This window comes from Sphingomonas sp. QA11, assembly GCF_028473665.1.
GTDB classification, from domain to species: domain Bacteria; phylum Pseudomonadota; class Alphaproteobacteria; order Sphingomonadales; family Sphingomonadaceae; genus Sphingomonas; species Sphingomonas phytovorans.
The window spans coordinates 162,218-177,708 of the sequence record NZ_CP098774.1; the positions used below are offsets into that span (position 1 = coordinate 162,218).

Consider the following 15,491-nt stretch of genomic DNA (forward strand, 5'->3'; position numbering starts at 1 on the left):
ATCGGAGGTTTCGGGTGCCGGCGCACAGGACCTGACGGGAATCGTGTCTATCCAGCGGCGCGACGCTCGGGCATGATCGCGTCGATCGCCATGCGCAGGGGACAGACTCTCATCCGGCTCGCCGGCATCTGGGCCATCTGGCTCGTCGTCGCGCTGATCACGTCAGTGCAGACCTATGTCGCCGGCCTCACCACGGGAACGCCGCAGCCATGGCTGACGGCGTTCGGCAACGGCATCCCCTGGTATTCGGTATGGGCGTTGCTGACGCCGCTGGTGGTGGCCGTAGCGCGCCGTTTCGCAGACGAGCGGCGCGTGGCGGTGCTGCTGGCCGTCCATCTCGGCGCCGGTCTCGCGGTCGTGCTGCTTCATTCGGTGCTCTACGTCTCGCTCAACGCGATGATCTACGGGAACGCGCCTTGGGCGCCGTGGAGCAAGGACCTGTTGCTGCTCAAGCTCACCGGCAGCATCCATGTGCAGCTGATGATCTACGCGATCATCGTCGGGATCGTGCTGGGCGCGCGCGCCTATCGCACGCTGCGCGACCGCGAGATTGTCGCCGCCCGCCTTGAGACCCGGCTGGCCGAGGCGGAGACAGCGGCGTTGCGGGCGCAGCTTCAGCCGCATTTCCTGTTCAACACGCTCAACGCGATTTCCGCTTTGGTGCCTGACGATCCGGTGACGGCGCAGAGGCTGATCGCGCGTCTCGGCGATCTGTTGCGGCTGTCGATCGATCGGCACCGCTCGCAGCGAAGCCCGCTTGCTGACGAACTGGATTTTACCGACACCTATCTCGCGATCGAGGAAGCGCGGCTGGGGGAGAGGCTCCGTATCGTCCGTCGCATTGCGGACGAAGCGCTGACAGTCGCCGTACCCGCGCTGCTGCTCCAGCCATTGGTGGAGAATGCGGTGCGCCATGGTATCGCGCCGCTCGTATCGGGTGGCACGCTGACGATCGAGGCCGGCCTTGCCGGCGGCAGGCTGCGCCTCGTGGTAGCGGATGATGGCAAGGGTGCCGGGGAGATTGTCGAGGGGGTCGGGCTGGGCAATGCGCGCCTGCGCCTGCAACAGCTTTACGGCGCGGGTTCGTCGCTCGAGATCGAGACGGCGCCCGGGCGCGGATTCCGCGTCACGATCATGGTGCCGCGATGATCCGCACGCTGATCGTCGACGATGAGCCGCTCGCCCGTCGTGCGGTGCGCGCGCCGCTTGAGGCGCATGGCGGGTTCGCAGTGGTGGCGGAGGCAGAGCATGGCCGGGCAGCGGTCGAGTCGATCGCGATGCTGCGCCCCGATCTCGTGTTCCTCGACGTCCAGATGCCGGAAATGAACGGTTTCGACGTGATCGAGGCAGTTGGTGTCGAGGCGATGCCGCTGACCGTGTTCGTCACCGCGTTCGATGCGCACGCGGTGCGCGCGTTCGAGGTGCAGGCGCTCGACTATCTGCTCAAGCCGTTCGACGACCTGCGGTTCGGCCGGGTGCTCGACCGCGTGCGCCGGCAGCTTGCCGAGGGTGGGGAACGGAGTGATAGGCTTCGATCGATCGTCGCCACGCTCGGCGACCCGCCCCGGCTGGTGGCGCGGTCGCATGGCAGCATCAGGCTGATCCCGCTCGACCAGGTCGACTGGATCGCGGCGGCGGGCGACTATGCGGAGGTCAATGCCGGCGGGCGGGCATCCCTGCTCAACGAATCCCTGGCGTCGCTCGAGGCGCGGCTTCCCGCCGATGCGTTCGCCCGGATCCATCGCTCGGCGATCGTCCGCCTCGACCGGCTGACGGAGGTCCGTCCCGGCGCACACGGGGATGCTCTGGTGCGACTGTCCTGCGGTGCGGAGCTGCGCCTCAGTCGCCGGTACCGCGAGGCGATCGACCGCTACCTGGCTGGCTGATCCCGCCCGGCGATCCCATGATCCCGCTTGGCGACGGCGCCTTGCCGCGGCGCCTTCCGTTCCGGCCATTGCGGCATGTCGGAAACCGGGAGGAACCTCATGCGTCGTGCGTTGTCGCTCTGCCTCGCCCTGGCGCTGTTCGTCGCCCCACAAGTCGTGCAGGCCGGTAGCCGGCTGGTCAGCACGCAGCTTAACTCGGCCAGCCTCGCCGGGAACAGGATCGGTATCTCCCCGCTCCGCAACGTGACTGTCTATCTGCCGCCGCGTTACGGGGACAGCGACCGGCGCTTCCCCGTGCTCTATTTCCTCAACAGCTTCTTCGAGAACCAGGCGGAGCCTTTTGCCAGCCACGATGCGCAGGGACTGCTCGACCGGGCGATCGGCGCGGGCGTGATCGGCGACGTGATCATGGTGACGGCCGACTTCACGACGCCGACCGGCAGCTCCTGGTATGTGAACTCGCCGGTCACCGGGAAGTGGGACGACTTCATGGTGCGCGAGCTGGTTCCCTATATCGACTCGACCTACCGGACGCTTGCCGCGCGGGAGTCGCGCGGCGTGGTGGGGGACGGCGTCGGCGGTTACGGCGCGGTCCGGTTCGGCATGCTCCATCCCGATCTGTTCGGTTCGGTCTACGCGATGCAGCCGGTGGGCGCCGGGTCGGGCGTGCAGCCGTCCTGGAGCCGGCCGGATTTCGACCTGCTCGCCCGTGCCCGGTCGATCGACGATCTCGGCAATGACGGCTTTTCGCGGATCTTCACCTCGATCTACCAGGCCTTTTCGCCCGACCCGGACCGGCCGCCGCTGTATATCGATCCGCCCGCGCGCCGGGTGGACGGACATGTGGTGGTCGACAGTGCGGTCATGGCCCGGTTCCAGCAGCGCTTCGGCCTGATCGACCTGCTCCCGGCCAATGCCGACAATCTGAAGGCGCTGCGCGGCTTCAAGCTCGACTGGGGCCGCGCCGACCCGATCTTCGACCATATCCATGCCAACCAGGCATTCGCCCACCGGCTCGACGAATTCGGCGTGCCGCATGAGGCGGAGGAACATGCCGGCGGTTTCCGCGACCGGCACTGGGGCGAGCAGGGACGTGTCCGTACCGACGTGCTGCCCTTCTTCGCGCGGCATCTGTTGTTCGCGCCGGTGGGGGAGCAAGACCATGCGGAATGACGGCGTCGCGCGCATCCTGCTCGGTCTGGCGGCATCGTTCCTGCTGAACGGTCAGGTGAGCGCATGGGCAACAGAGCCTCGCGCCATGGTCAGGCTCCAGGCGCAGGGACAGGCCTCGCCACCGGCCGGCATCGCCGATCTTGCCTGGATCGAGGGACACTGGCTCGGCGAGATGCCCGACGGGCCGGTCGAGCATGTCATCCTGGGTGCCGCGTTCGGCCATATGCCCAGCTTCGTGCGGGCGCTGAGTCCGCAGGGCCCGGTCTTTTACGAGATCAGCGTCTTCGTCGAGGTCGCCGGCTCGCTCTCGGTCCGGGTCAAGCATTTCACCCCGTCGCTAGCCGGCTGGGAAGCGCGGGAGGCCTATATCGACAGGCCGCTCGTCGGGCGGGACGGCGACACCTTCTATTTCGACGGCATCACCTTCGCCCGGACGGGACCGGACAGCTTCACCGTCTATTTTCTCGACCGCGTCGGCGACAGGGAGCGTGCGACGCTGGTGATCCCGTTCCGGCGCAAGGTATGAGCCGGCGAGCGGAGCGGTCCCGGCCGTTGCTGACCTTCCCGGGATCGGGTGCCCCCCGTAATATGGGCCGCCGGAATTCTTCCTCCGACGGCCCTCCCGGGGGCGGGACTAGCGCAGCTCGATCCGTGCCGAGCTGAAGCGGACATTGGCGCGCGGGCTGATCTGGCGCGCCGCAAGGGCAGGGGTGGTGCCGGTGACGCCGGTGCTCGGCTCGATCACCAGTGAGGTATTGCCGCCGAGCGTCTTCAGGGCGTCGGTCGCGTCGAAGGTCTTCTCGTCGGACGCGCCCGCCATGTCCCCCATGCCCGGCATATCGCCATGGTCGCCATGCGGGGCCGTGAGATTGAAGAAGTTGATGACGCCAAGCAGTACGCGTTTCCCGCCCGCGCCCTGGACATAAACCTCATAAAGCACGCCGGGCGCCTCATCGAAGGTGAAGCCGTCGATCACCACCACGGATCGGGGCGTCTCGCCGCCCTTTTCGGGCGCCGCCTGGAGCATCGCCTTGCGCGCATCGGGCGCGATCTTCAGCGGTAGCACGGTCGTGCCACGCTGCAGCGGGGTCGGGCCGGCCAGCGGATAGACGCGCAACGGTGTCTCCTGCAGGATCGAGACCGGCAGGCGAACCTTGAGCGTCGCGGGGCATCCGCCACCGCCCGCATAGCTGTAGCCGAGCTGCGCGGTGGTGAGCATGTCCTTCACCGTGCGCGTCACCAGCGCGCCGGTCCCGTCGATGAAGTTGAAGGTCGCGTTGAGCTGGCCCTGGTTATTGGGCAGCCGGGCTGCCTGGTTCACCTTCAGCCAGCATTCGTACAGCCGGTCGATATTGGTGTGGTGAGTATAGAAGATCGGGTCGTTCCCCGCTGCTGGCACCGCGCCCATATACCCAGTCGGGCAGTTCGCCACGCCCACCGCGCAATGCACCGCGCCGTGCGGCGTCGATTCGAGCGCGCTGTTGAACGGGTTGTAGCTGGTCTGCTGCATCGCATTCGCCGTCGACACCACGGACGGGGCTAGGTTGCTCGTCCCGGCGTTCAGCTGTGCCTGGCGATTGGGGATGTAGAGCGGATTGGGCACGGTCTGGCCATTCGCATTGACATAAGTCTGGTCGCGATAGGCGGCCGGCATCTGGGCATTGCTCTCATAATCCCAATAGGGGAGCCGCAAATTGGCGTCGCCTGAGGCGGCCTGAAGCACTTTCTCGAAATAATAGAGGTACATGCGGTGCCAGGTGAGGAACTGGACGGTACCGTGCTGGCAGGTGCACCAGGTCGCGTTCTCGTCGGCATTGCTCTTCGCCTGCGCGGTAAGGCCACTCATGCCCGCGGCGTTCAGGCCGCTGGGGTTGGCGCAGCCCGTGCCGAAATAGGCGTGCATGTTCGCCCAGTAGATCCAGCTTCGGCGATAGTTCGCGCTGCCGCGCGGCTCGCTGCTCCACGCCTTCATCTGCGCGACGCCGCGGCGCAGGCTGGCCAGTTCCGTTGCGTTGAGCTGGAGGATCGACTTGCGCTGGGTCGCGACGCGCCCCGGCGTGAGGCGCACGCTCTGGAACTTGTTCCCCGGAGGTGCGCCGGCAGGGTACATGTCGAAGGTCAGCGTCGCGCCGGCGCTAGCCTTGAAGCCGAACGTGCCGTTGCCGGCGCCGCTTGCGTCGGTGCGGACCTGGCCCAGGCCGCGCTGGCACTTCCAGTAGAAATCATAGGAAGTGTTGGGCGTCCCCTTGCTGATCTGCACGACCGCGCTGGTATCGCCCGCGTCGTTCTGCGTGATGGTCACCAGGCCGCCGTTGCGCGCCGGATCGGATCCGTTGACATTGTTGTTGCCGCAATCGGAGGAATCCTGGCGGACCAGCGGTCCGGACGCCTGAAGGTCGCCTGATTGCGCGGAAGCCGGCTGGACAAACCCACCGATGATGAGCAACGTCGCGGCACTTCCATGGAGAGCCGTAAGCCTTGCCTTTACCATATAAGACATTTGCAGCCACTCCTGCTATATATCTCTTGATGAACGCGGGCACAGATCATGTCGTCCACTACAGGGTTGCACGTGGTTTGAGCATAAAAGGTGCATGCCCCATGGCTATTCTTGAAATCTATGCCATGTGATGAGGAAAGTCTTCAGGAACTGTCCCCATATCGACGGCATAGTCTAGGGGGCTATGATTTAGACCAGTCCTGCACATTCATATCGACGGCGATATCCCGGCGCAGGTGCCGAAACGATGAAGCGAGGCCTCCTATCTGTCCCAATAGGGCGGATCGCCGAAGCTGCGCCGCAGGCTGGCGGTCAGCGCGGCGATCTTGGCGGAGGCGCTTCGGTCGCGCGGATAGGCGATGAACAGCTCCGCGCCCTCTGCCGCCATGCCGATATCGACCTCGACCAGCGCGCCGCTCGCCAGTTGATCATGTATGAAGAAGGTCGGCAGCAGGGTAATACCGAGACCCGCCAGTGCCGCATCGCGCATGACCAGCCCATTGTTGACGCGCAGCGCGGCGCGTGGCCGCAGTACCATCCAGCCCTCGGCCCCGGCGAAGCGCCAGTCGGCATCGCGATTGGCGTAGAGGATGCCGCGATGGCCCGCTAGGTCGGCCAGGGTCGCGGGCCGACCCTTCTCCGCCAGATAGCCGGGCGAGGCGACCAGCAGGCGTCGCGTCGTCGCGAGCCGCTTAGCGACCAGCCGCGTATCGCCGATCGGACCGTGGCGGATCACCGCGTCGAACCCGCTCGCCGCCGCGTCGACAAAGCCGTCGTCCAGTTCAAGGGTCAGGTCGATTTCCGGATGTGTCCGCAGGAAATCGTTCAGCGCGGGGCCAAGATGCAGGACGCCGAACCCGACCGGACCTGACACCCGCAATGGCCCGGCGAGCGTCCCGTGCCGCTGCGCCATTTCCGCCGCTGCCTCGCGCGCCTGGTACAGGATCTGCTGCGCGCGCGGCAGGAAGCTGTGGCCGTCCTCGGTCAGCGTCAGCTTGCGCGTCGTGCGCTGGATCAGCCGCGTGCCGAGTGTGCGCTCAAGCTCGGCCAGCCGCTCGCTCACCACAGACTTGGCGAAACCAAGCCGCCGGGCGGCCCCGCTGATCGATCCTGCCTCGGTGATGGCGGTGAAGGCCGCAAGCCCGTCCATTTTGATCATTGTTCGGTTATTCCGGACACAAGTTTCAGAATAATCCTACTAGTCCGAACGGTGCATTACGATCATTTTCGATGGGCGGAGGGCGCCTGGGGGCACCTCGCAACTGGGGAAATATCCATGCTTCGTTCGTTGATGCTTGCCGGTGCCGCCCTGATGATGGCCGCGCCCGCCGCGGCGCAGGTGCCGCCTTATCCGGCCGCTTTTCACACGGAGGAGATCGCGACGAACGGCGCGACCATCCATGTCCGCGTCGGGGGCAAGGGGCCCGCGGTCGTCCTGCTCCATGGTTATGGCGAGACCGGCGACATGTGGGCGCCGATGGCGGCCGACCTGATGCGCGACCACACGGTGATCGTTCCCGATCTGCGTGGCCTCGGCCTCTCTTCAAAGCCAGCGGGCGGCTTTGACAAGAAAACCCAGGCCGGCGACGTGCTGGGCGTGCTCGACCGGCTGAAGATCGGCAAGGCCGACCTGGTCACCCATGATATCGGCAACATGGTCGGCTTCGCCTTCGCGGCGAATCATCCCGATCGGGTCAACCGTTTCGTGCTGATCGACGCGCCTATCCCGGGGGTAGGCCCGTGGGACGAGATCCTCAAAAGCCCGCTGCTCTGGCATTTCCGCTTCGGCGGGCCGGACATGGAGCGGCTGGTCGCCGGCCGGGAGCGAATCTATCTCGATCGCTTCTGGAACGAGTTTTCGGCTGACCCGAAGCATTTCAGCGAAGCCTCGCGGGAGCATTATGCGAAGCTCTACGCGATGCCCGGCGCGATGCATTCCGGCTTCGCCCAGTTCGCCGCCTTCGATCAGGACGTGATCGACGACCGCGCGGTGCTGGCGGCGAACGGCAAGCTCAAGATGCCGGTCCTCGCCCTCGGCGGCGAGAAGAGCTTCGGCCCGATGATGGCGGTGGTGATGCGCGCCGCGGCCGACAATGTCACCGAAGGCGTTGTCCCCGGTTCCGGCCACTGGATCATGGAGGAAAATCCGGACGCGACCGTGAAGATGGTCCGCGCTTTCCTGGTGCCCGCGCAATGAGCCGGCGCCTCTGGCTGGCGGCGGCCCTCCTGCCGCTCGCCGCGACAAGCGCGGCGCAGACGGGCGAGGGCGGTCGTCTCCGCCTTGCCCCGGCTGACGTCGCGGCGGTGCCGGCGCTCGGTGCGGGCGCCGGCACCTCTGGCGTCGCGGGTATCCGAACCCGAATCCTGTCGGGCGACCCGACCAGGGCCGGTCTCTACACCATCGCGCTCACCGTCCCCGCCAACACCCGTATCGCCGCCCATCGCCATCGTGACGATCGCACCGCGACCGTCGTCTCCGGCACCTGGTATTTCGGCTATGGCGACAAGGCGGCCGACGCGGCGTTCAAGGCACTGCCGCCCGGCAGCTTCTATGCGGAGCCGGCCGACGTCGCCCATTTCGCCCGGACCGGCGCCACGCCCGTGACGGTGTACATCACCGGCGTCGGGCCGACCGACACGCGCTACGTCGACGCGGCGGCCGATCCCGGCGGGCGGTGAGCAGGGGGCTTCACCTCAGTAGATGATACCAAGGCCGAATGTGAGTTTGTTCTCGTGCTCGAACGAGAGCTCGTTGGTCCCGTTGGCATAGGTGAAGCCGACGTCGATTCCGACATTGTAACTGGTCCAGAAACGCTGCTTGATCTGCGCCTCGAGGCGTTCGATCTTGTCGGGCGCGCCGTGAAGGACCGGAAGATACCGGTATTTGACGTTGCCGAGCAGTTCCGTCTTGTCGCTCATCGGCAGGAATGCCTCGAATTCGCCTCGGGCGCCCGCGGCAAGGAAGGTGTCGAACGATCCCAATTTGGTGGTGCCCCGTTTCGTCACCTCCGCTGCCTGGATCTCAAGCTGCACGCGGCACCGTGTCTTCAGGCCGATCTGCGGGATCAGCATGGTGGCCCGCTCGAAGTCGCAAAGGCCGATGCCGGTGCCCGGCGCGACGGGCCTCAGCAGGCCGCTCAGCTTCACGCGGCTGGCATCGTTGGCGAAGTCGAAGATCGCGCCGGCCTGCGTGTCGAGGAACAGTTTGAAATCGCTCGTCTCTCCGGTGAGCTGCGTGTGAAGCAGGATGCCGGTCTCAAGCGCATCCGTATCCCCGTCGCTCTGGGATGCGCCCGGGGCGAGCGCCGGCGCTGGGTGGGTGCGCGCATGGCTGAGGTCGTATCGGCCATAGAGATAGGAAATGCTTCTCGCCGATGTCGGCGACGTCAGCCGGATTCCGAGCGTGCCGCTGATCGCCAGGTTGGTGTCGGTCTTGCGGCTGCCGTCGTCCAGGGTCGAACGAGTCCGGTCGAAGGCGAGCGACACCGCGCCCGCGTCCCGCCTTTCATCGCCGAGCATCCCGAGTTCCTCGGGTGTCGCCCGCAGTGAAATGGCCGCCGGCGCGGTGAAATCCTCCCACCCGCTGATGAATGTGGTTCCGGATTGATCAGCCTTGCAGGCGAAGACCGCGCCGGAAAATGCCGGCTGGAACAGAAACGGCCTGGCGGCCGGCACTCCGCCCTCCAGGGTCAGCGATGAACCATCCCCCGGCCTGGCGCGCCGGATCTGCCCTTCGAGGCGATCCATCGTCGCTTGCAGGATATAGGCATCGCCGGCTGGCTCGGCCTCGGTCCCCGCCTGGATGGCGCCCAGCCGGCGCACCATGCGCGCATAGGTCTCGGCGAGCGTCAGCGAGAGGTCCGGTCCTTCTGGCGCCGGCCGTTCGACCGCCCAGTCGGTCGGGCTCTTGCCCGTCTCGGTCAGCACCGCCTTGGCCAGATCGACCTGGCCGATCTTCCCGCCGGCATGGCCGGCGCAGGCGCGGTCGAACACCGTCGAGGCAGAGGGGGTATCCCTTGCCTCGGCCTTTCCCGCCATGATGGCGACGGCCGCGGCCACCGCGAGGGCCGAGGCCCGCAGGCGCAGTCTGGCGGGGCCGGTCATGCCCGCATCTCCATCGGCCGGATGGTTGCCCTTGCGCCTGCCTCGTCGGCCTTGGCGGCCAGGTAGCGCTGGAACTCGATCAGCGGCTTGCTCAGGGCATTGCGCTTCGCCTGGACGGGTACCCTGATCTTGCCGCCGTCGGGCAGGCTGTCGTTGAACAGGTTGACGATCGCCGTCGCCGCGGCTTCCCACCCTTCCGACGTATAGCCGAGATCCGTGTCCGGAATCAGCTCCTGCCAGGCGTCGCTGCTGTCGCTGTGGTGCTCGGCGATAAAAGCCTCGATCGCATCATAGGCGCGCTGATAGTTGCTCGTCATCGCCTTCCTCCTCTATTGGTGGAGGAAATGATGCGCCCACCGGCTTTCCGGGGCGCGTGACGGCCGTCACGCCGCCGCAACGATTCCGCCGGCTTGCCCCGGCGCCGGTTCGACACCACATCGACGCTTCACGCGTTGACCTGCCGCGCGGCCTTCTTTATCTCAAGAACAAATCTGGAACAGAGTGGCTTTATGCTGACCCATATTCTGAAGCATCGGTGTTGCGCATGCTGACTCACATAAGCGTCCGCGGCGCGCGCGAGCACAACCTCAAGGACGTCTCGATCGACATCCCGCGTGACACGCTCACGGTGATCACCGGCCTGTCGGGATCGGGCAAGTCGAGCCTCGCCTTCGACACCATCTATGCCGAGGGGCAGCGGCGCTATGTCGAGTCGCTCTCGGCCTATGCGCGCCAGTTCCTCGAGCTGATGCAGAAGCCCGATGTGGATCATATCGAGGGCCTGAGCCCCGCCATCTCGATCGAGCAGAAGACCACCAGCCGCAACCCGCGCTCGACGGTCGCCACCGTCACTGAGGTCTATGATTATATGCGCCTGCTCTGGGCGCGCGTCGGCATCCCCTATTCGCCCGAGACCGGCCTGCCGATCGCGGCGCAGACCGTCAGCCAGATGGTCGACCGCGTCATGGCCCTGCCCGAGGGCACGCGCCTCTACCTGCTCGCCCCCGTCGTGCGCGGCCGCAAGGGCGAATATCGCAAGGAAATGGCCGAATGGCAGAAGGCCGGCTTCACCCGAGTCCGCATCGACGGCGAACTGTACGAGATCGACGAGGCCCCGGCGCTCGACAAGAAATACAAGCATGACATCGAAGTGGTGGTCGACCGCATGGTCGTCGGCCCGGACATGGCGACTCGCCTCGCCGACAGCTTCGAGACGGCGCTGAAGCTGGCCGAGGGACTGGCCTATATCGACTTGGTCGACACGACGGTGGCTCAGCTAAGCCCCTCCCCTTCAGGGGAGGGGTTGGGGTGGGGCAGTGCCTCAAACAACGTCGCGGATGGGGTAGAGTCCCCCACCCCCAACCCCTCCCCTGAAGGGGAGGGGCTTAAGAAGTCGCGCGTCAAGGAAATGCCTCAGACCTTCGTCCCAGAAGGAAAGATGAAGAACACCGGCATCCCCGCCAACCGAATCGTCTTCTCGGAAAAATTCGCCTGCCCCGTCTCCGGCTTCACCATCGCCGAGATCGAGCCGCGCCTCTTCTCCTTCAACGCGCCGCAGGGTGCGTGCCCGGCCTGCGACGGCCTTGGCGAGAAGCTGTTGTTCGACGAGGAACTGGTCGTCCCGAACCATGCGCTCAGCATCAAGAAGGGCGCCGTCGTCCCCTGGGCGAAGTCCAACCCGCCAAGTCCCTATTACATGCAGGTACTGGGCAGCCTCGCGCGCGAATTCGGCTTCAGCCTGGAAACCCCGTGGGAAGATCTGCCGGGCGAGGTGAAGCTGATCATCCTGCACGGCACCGGCGGAAAGCCGGTCACGCTTACCTTCGTCGACGGCAAGAAGTCGTATGACGTGAAGAAGCCGTTCGAGGGCGTCATCGGCAACCTCAACCGCCGCATGCTCCAGACCGAAAGCGCCTGGATGCGCGAGGAACTGAGCAAGTACCAGAGCAGTGCCGCGTGCGAGGTCTGCCATGGCGCCCGGCTCAAGCCAGAGGCGCTGGCGGTCAAGGTCGGCATGCGCGACATCTCCTCGGTCACCCGCCTGTCGGTGGTGGATTCGCTCGCCTGGTTCACCGCGATCCCGGCCGAGCTGACCGACCAGCAGAACGCCATCGCCGAGCGAATCCTGAAGGAGATCCTCGAACGGCTCGGCTTCCTCAACAATGTTGGGCTCGATTATCTCAACCTGGATCGCACCTCCGGCACGCTGTCGGGCGGCGAGAGCCAGCGCATTCGCCTCGCCTCGCAGATCGGCTCAGGATTATCAGGTGTCCTCTACGTGCTGGACGAGCCGAGCATCGGCCTTCACCAGCGCGACAACGACATGCTGCTCAAGACGCTGCGGCGGCTCCGCGATCTCGGCAACACCGTGCTGGTGGTCGAGCATGACGAGGATGCGATCCGCACCGCCGATTACGTCATCGACATGGGCCCCGGCGCCGGCGTGCATGGCGGGGAGATCGTCGCGCACGGCACGCTCGATCAGGTGCTGGCGAGCGAGGACAGCATCACCGCCGACTATCTCTCCGGCCGGCGCGAAGTGGCTGTCCCGGAAACGCGTCGCAAGGGCAACGGCAAGAAGATCACCGTCCACAACGCCACCGCCAACAACCTGCGCGGCATCACGGCCAGCCTGCCGCTCGGCACCTTCACCTGCATCACCGGGGTGTCGGGATCGGGCAAGTCGAGCTTCACCATCGACACGCTCTATGCCGCCGCCGCGCGCGCGCTCAACGGCGCGCGCGTGATCGCCGGCAAGCATGAGAAGATCAGCGGCCTGCAATATCTCGACAAGGTGATCGACATCGATCAGTCGCCGATCGGCCGCACCCCGCGCTCCAACCCGGCGACTTATACCGGCGCCTTCACCCAGATCCGCGACTGGTTCGCCGGCCTGCCGGAGGCGCAGGCGCGCGGCTACAAGCCCGGCCGGTTCAGCTTCAACGTGAAGGGCGGCCGGTGCGAGGCATGCCAGGGCGACGGCCTGCTCAAGATCGAAATGCACTTCCTGCCCGACGTCTATGTGACGTGCGACGTGTGCCACGGCGCCCGCTACAACCGCGAGACGCTCGAGGTGAAGTTCAAGGGCAAGAGCATCGCCGACGTGCTCGACATGACGGTCGAGGACGCGGTCGAGTTCTTCAAGGCAGTCCCCCCGATCCGCGACAAGATGGCGATGCTGGCTGAGGTCGGCCTCGGCTATGTCAAGGTCGGCCAGCAGGCGACGACCCTGTCGGGCGGCGAAGCGCAACGCGTGAAGCTGGCCAAGGAACTGTCACGCCGCGCGACCGGCCAGACGCTCTACATCCTCGACGAACCCACCACCGGCCTGCATTTCGAGGACGTGCGTAAACTGCTCGAAGTGCTCCACGCGCTGGTCGACCAGGGCAACACGGTGGTGGTGATCGAGCACAACCTCGACGTCATCAAGACCGCCGACTGGGTGCTGGACCTTGGCCCCGAGGGCGGCGTGAAGGGCGGCGAGATCGTCGCCGAGGGCACGCCGGAAAAGGTGGCGAAGGTGAAGGGGTCGTTCACCGGGCAATATCTGGCCCCGCTCCTCGAACGTGGGCGGCAGAGCGTAGCAGCGGAGTAATTTTCCCTCTCCCCTTGTGGGAGAGGGAGGGAGCCGCGAAGTAATTTAAGCGCAATTAAAACGTAATTTTGATTGTTGGCAATCGAGTTTGTACCATAGTTCTGTCTATGATAGAATGTCTATGCTCTCTCTTTCGGAGACGCGAGTTGAAATGTCGGCATTTAATTTCGATATCTCAAATCTTAGCTTCGGGATAACTGTAGATATTGAAGTTGTTTCGAGCCAGTCTTTCACTCCGTCGTCGCTTAAATTAACATTCCAAACGACTATTCGATGCTGGGTCATCGACTTCCTCTCACGATTTGCCTGATTCATTGCTTTTTCTTCATTTTCAAGCTGCTTTTTGAGAGAGTCTGGTGCGTATCTATCATTTCGTACAAAGTCACGGAAGTCTTGATAGTTGCTTGGAAAGGCTTTAATCCCATGGAAGCTCAGTTCGTCGATAGAAAATCGATCATTGCTATACAGTGTAGATAGGGCCGAGGTTCTGGATGATATGATTTGTTCCTTTCCTCGCACTGTTCCTATAAATTCTCCAGTAGAATCTTGTATCTGTATTCCTGACGCGATCCCTAAAATTGTATCTATAGGTGAGGATGCTTCATCAATTTGCTTTATCAGCGAATCAAGTGTCGGCAATACCCAGGCCTTTTCAATAAGCTGGTTGTTTAAGTCTTTCAGTAGAGATGGCACTCGCGATGCCAGAATGTCCGATAAAAGTTTATCAAATATCATAAACTGATTTGGACCGCGATAGTTAGCCAAAAAATTTGCTGCGAAAAACTCTTGGAAAGATCGATGGATAAAATGAACTTTTCCACCGTCTCTTTGCAGTAGGCATACGCTTTCTAGGCAATCTCTAATGAGCTCATCTATTTCAACATCTATTTCTTCGAGCTCGGCGGATCGTTTCAAATGATTATATAAATCGATATTATCAAATGATACAAGGTGTTCGGCCAGTGTTCTGAAGCAAAATAGTGAAAATGCGCGTTTAAATTGGTCCTTATGTAGGCCGCTTCGATGAATCCTTCTGAATGGGCCCTTTGAAGTGTCATGTCTGCTGTACAGCGTGTCAAAGGCTTGATCGTAGAAAAGTGCTGCGCGGGTGGGAATTTCGCCTGCATCAGCGTATGAATTACGGTGACAGTGCATTTTATTCGCGTACCAATTCCCGCATCAGCCCATTGGCCGGAGCCGCGATCCTGGTTTCAATCCCTCATGCCGATCGACCACGACAAGATCGATGAAGCCACGCTCGCGCTGCTCTATCTCGGGCTGCACGACGATTGTCGCGCCTGGAAGAGCTTCGACTGGGAAACCACCGAGCGGCTCCACGCGAGGGGAATTACGGTGCCAGTTTACTAATTAGCCCTGCATCGGCCACCCAGCGAGCATACTGCGCCGTACATCCCATTTCGGTGCCTTAGTGCTTCCTAAACGCTTCCTCTCGCATGCTCCGTCCATCGGAGGCCCCATGCGCATCATCATCCTCGCCGCGTCGGTTGCTGTCGCCACGGCATCTCCCGCCCAGATATCCTCCACCCCGGACCGGTCGCTCGTTCAGGCGGTCGTGGAGCTGAGCAGCACCACCTGCTACGGCATCCAGTCAGGCACCATCGCCCTGCCGGCGGACGGCGACCCGGACGCCCTCGGCAAGACCATGGCGGCCGTGAAGGCGATGGGCCTGAACTACGGCGTCGACAATCGCGTCTTCAAGGATCTCGGACGCGCCGGTACCGCGATGATCTCCCGCGCGACGATCGGTTCGCGGACGCTCCCGGCGGGCGACCTTGTCATCACCTTCGGCGGGCCGCAGCCGCTCTGCCGCGTGATTCTGCTCACCGCGCCGACCCCCGGCCTGACCGACGCGGTTGCCGCGCGCATCGTCGCGCAGGGATGGAAGGCGGCATCGGTGACTCAAGCGAGTCCGGCCGTCGAACGTCGCGCCTTCGTCCGCCGCGACGCCGCGGGTAATCCCTATCTGATGAACCTGATCGCCGCCGTTGACACGACCTCTCGGCTGCGCCTGTTCACCACCGTGGTCCGCATCCCGCCGGGTGTCGCGCTTCCGCCGGGTTTGTGATTGGCATTCCGGAATTGTGGCGCCACGCAACAGAGCTGGATGAAAGCGCACCGATCGCCGGTTCCGTCCGCGAAACGCGGCGAGGTTACGGGTGCGCCAGTGCGCCAACTAAGACGCGCACGCCGCAGGGCCGGCTCTCGAACCGAA

Annotated in this window: 14 protein-coding genes; 9 read left to right on the forward strand and 5 right to left on the reverse strand. The window is 64.2% G+C overall.

Translation table 11 applies throughout. The annotated features are described in order from the left end of the window. The first annotated feature begins 72 nt into the window (after nt 1–72). From NDN01_RS00820 to NDN01_RS00835, 4 genes are all read left to right on the forward strand, one after another. Nucleotides 73–1,149, forward strand: coding sequence for a sensor histidine kinase (locus tag NDN01_RS00820; protein WP_272625246.1), 1,077 nt, complete (start codon nt 73–75; stop codon nt 1,147–1,149). After that, a complete protein-coding gene (locus tag NDN01_RS00825) occupies nt 1,146–1,886 on the forward strand; it encodes a LytR/AlgR family response regulator transcription factor (RefSeq protein WP_272625247.1) in 741 nt (246 codons plus the stop codon). Before NDN01_RS00820 ends, NDN01_RS00825 begins: the two co-directional genes overlap by 4 nt. A 99-nt stretch (nt 1,887–1,985) precedes the next feature. Further along, nucleotides 1,986–3,059, forward strand: coding sequence for an alpha/beta hydrolase-fold protein (locus NDN01_RS00830; protein ID WP_272625248.1), 1,074 nt, complete (start codon nt 1,986–1,988; stop codon nt 3,057–3,059). Then, a complete protein-coding gene (locus NDN01_RS00835) occupies nt 3,049–3,585 on the forward strand; it encodes a DUF6265 family protein (protein WP_272625249.1) in 537 nt (178 codons plus the stop codon). Before NDN01_RS00830 ends, NDN01_RS00835 begins: the two co-directional genes overlap by 11 nt. A 108-nt stretch (nt 3,586–3,693) precedes the next feature. Here the strand turns inward: NDN01_RS00835 and NDN01_RS00840 are convergent, their stop codons facing one another. Continuing rightward, nucleotides 3,694–5,559 carry a tyrosinase family protein gene (locus tag NDN01_RS00840; protein WP_272625250.1) on the reverse strand — a complete coding sequence of 622 codons (1,866 nt, stop codon included), beginning with the start codon at nt 5,557–5,559 and terminating at the stop codon, nt 3,694–3,696. A gap of 262 nt (nt 5,560–5,821) precedes the next feature. Then, the gene (locus NDN01_RS00845; RefSeq protein WP_272625251.1) at nt 5,822–6,718 is read right to left on the reverse strand and encodes a LysR family transcriptional regulator; all 897 of its coding nucleotides are present in this window, start codon (nt 6,716–6,718) and stop codon (nt 5,822–5,824) included. A gap of 117 nt (nt 6,719–6,835) precedes the next feature. Here NDN01_RS00845 and NDN01_RS00850 point away from each other — a divergent pair, with 117 nt between their 5' ends. Together NDN01_RS00850 and NDN01_RS00855 are read left to right on the forward strand one after the other, a co-directional pair. Further along, on the forward strand, nt 6,836–7,756 hold the full coding sequence (locus NDN01_RS00850; protein ID WP_272625252.1) for an alpha/beta fold hydrolase: 921 nt from the start codon (nt 6,836–6,838) through the stop codon (nt 7,754–7,756). After that, a complete protein-coding gene (locus NDN01_RS00855; protein WP_272625253.1) occupies nt 7,753–8,238 on the forward strand; it encodes a cupin domain-containing protein in 486 nt (161 codons plus the stop codon). Before NDN01_RS00850 ends, NDN01_RS00855 begins: the two co-directional genes overlap by 4 nt. Before the next feature lie 15 nt (nt 8,239–8,253). On the opposite strand, the gene NDN01_RS00860 is transcribed toward NDN01_RS00855, so the two are convergent. Together NDN01_RS00860 and NDN01_RS00865 are read right to left on the reverse strand one after the other, a co-directional pair. After that, a complete protein-coding gene (locus NDN01_RS00860; protein WP_272625254.1) occupies nt 8,254–9,663 on the reverse strand; it encodes a hypothetical protein in 1,410 nt (469 codons plus the stop codon). Further along, the gene (locus NDN01_RS00865) at nt 9,660–9,980 is read right to left on the reverse strand and encodes a hypothetical protein (RefSeq protein WP_272625255.1); all 321 of its coding nucleotides are present in this window, start codon (nt 9,978–9,980) and stop codon (nt 9,660–9,662) included. Before NDN01_RS00865 ends, NDN01_RS00860 begins: the two co-directional genes overlap by 4 nt. Before the next feature lie 227 nt (nt 9,981–10,207). Between NDN01_RS00865 and uvrA the strand changes: the two genes are divergently transcribed. Further along, entirely contained in the window at nt 10,208–13,258 is a 3,051-nt protein-coding gene (uvrA, locus tag NDN01_RS00870) for an excinuclease ABC subunit UvrA (protein ID WP_272625256.1), read from the forward strand. 105 nt (nt 13,259–13,363) lie between these two features. Here the strand turns inward: uvrA and NDN01_RS00875 are convergent, their stop codons facing one another. Next, nucleotides 13,364–14,413: an NACHT domain-containing protein gene (locus NDN01_RS00875; protein WP_272625257.1), complete on the reverse strand. Its 1,050-nt coding sequence runs from the start codon at nt 14,411–14,413 to the stop codon at nt 13,364–13,366. Nucleotides 14,414–14,479: 66 nt separating this feature from the next. Here NDN01_RS00875 and NDN01_RS00880 point away from each other — a divergent pair, with 66 nt between their 5' ends. Then, the gene (locus NDN01_RS00880) at nt 14,480–14,626 is read left to right on the forward strand and encodes a DUF6429 family protein (protein ID WP_272625258.1); all 147 of its coding nucleotides are present in this window, start codon (nt 14,480–14,482) and stop codon (nt 14,624–14,626) included. Nucleotides 14,627–14,735: 109 nt separating this feature from the next. Next, a complete protein-coding gene (locus NDN01_RS00885; RefSeq protein ID WP_272625259.1) occupies nt 14,736–15,344 on the forward strand; it encodes a hypothetical protein in 609 nt (202 codons plus the stop codon). Nucleotides 15,345–15,491: the final 147 nt, after the last annotated feature.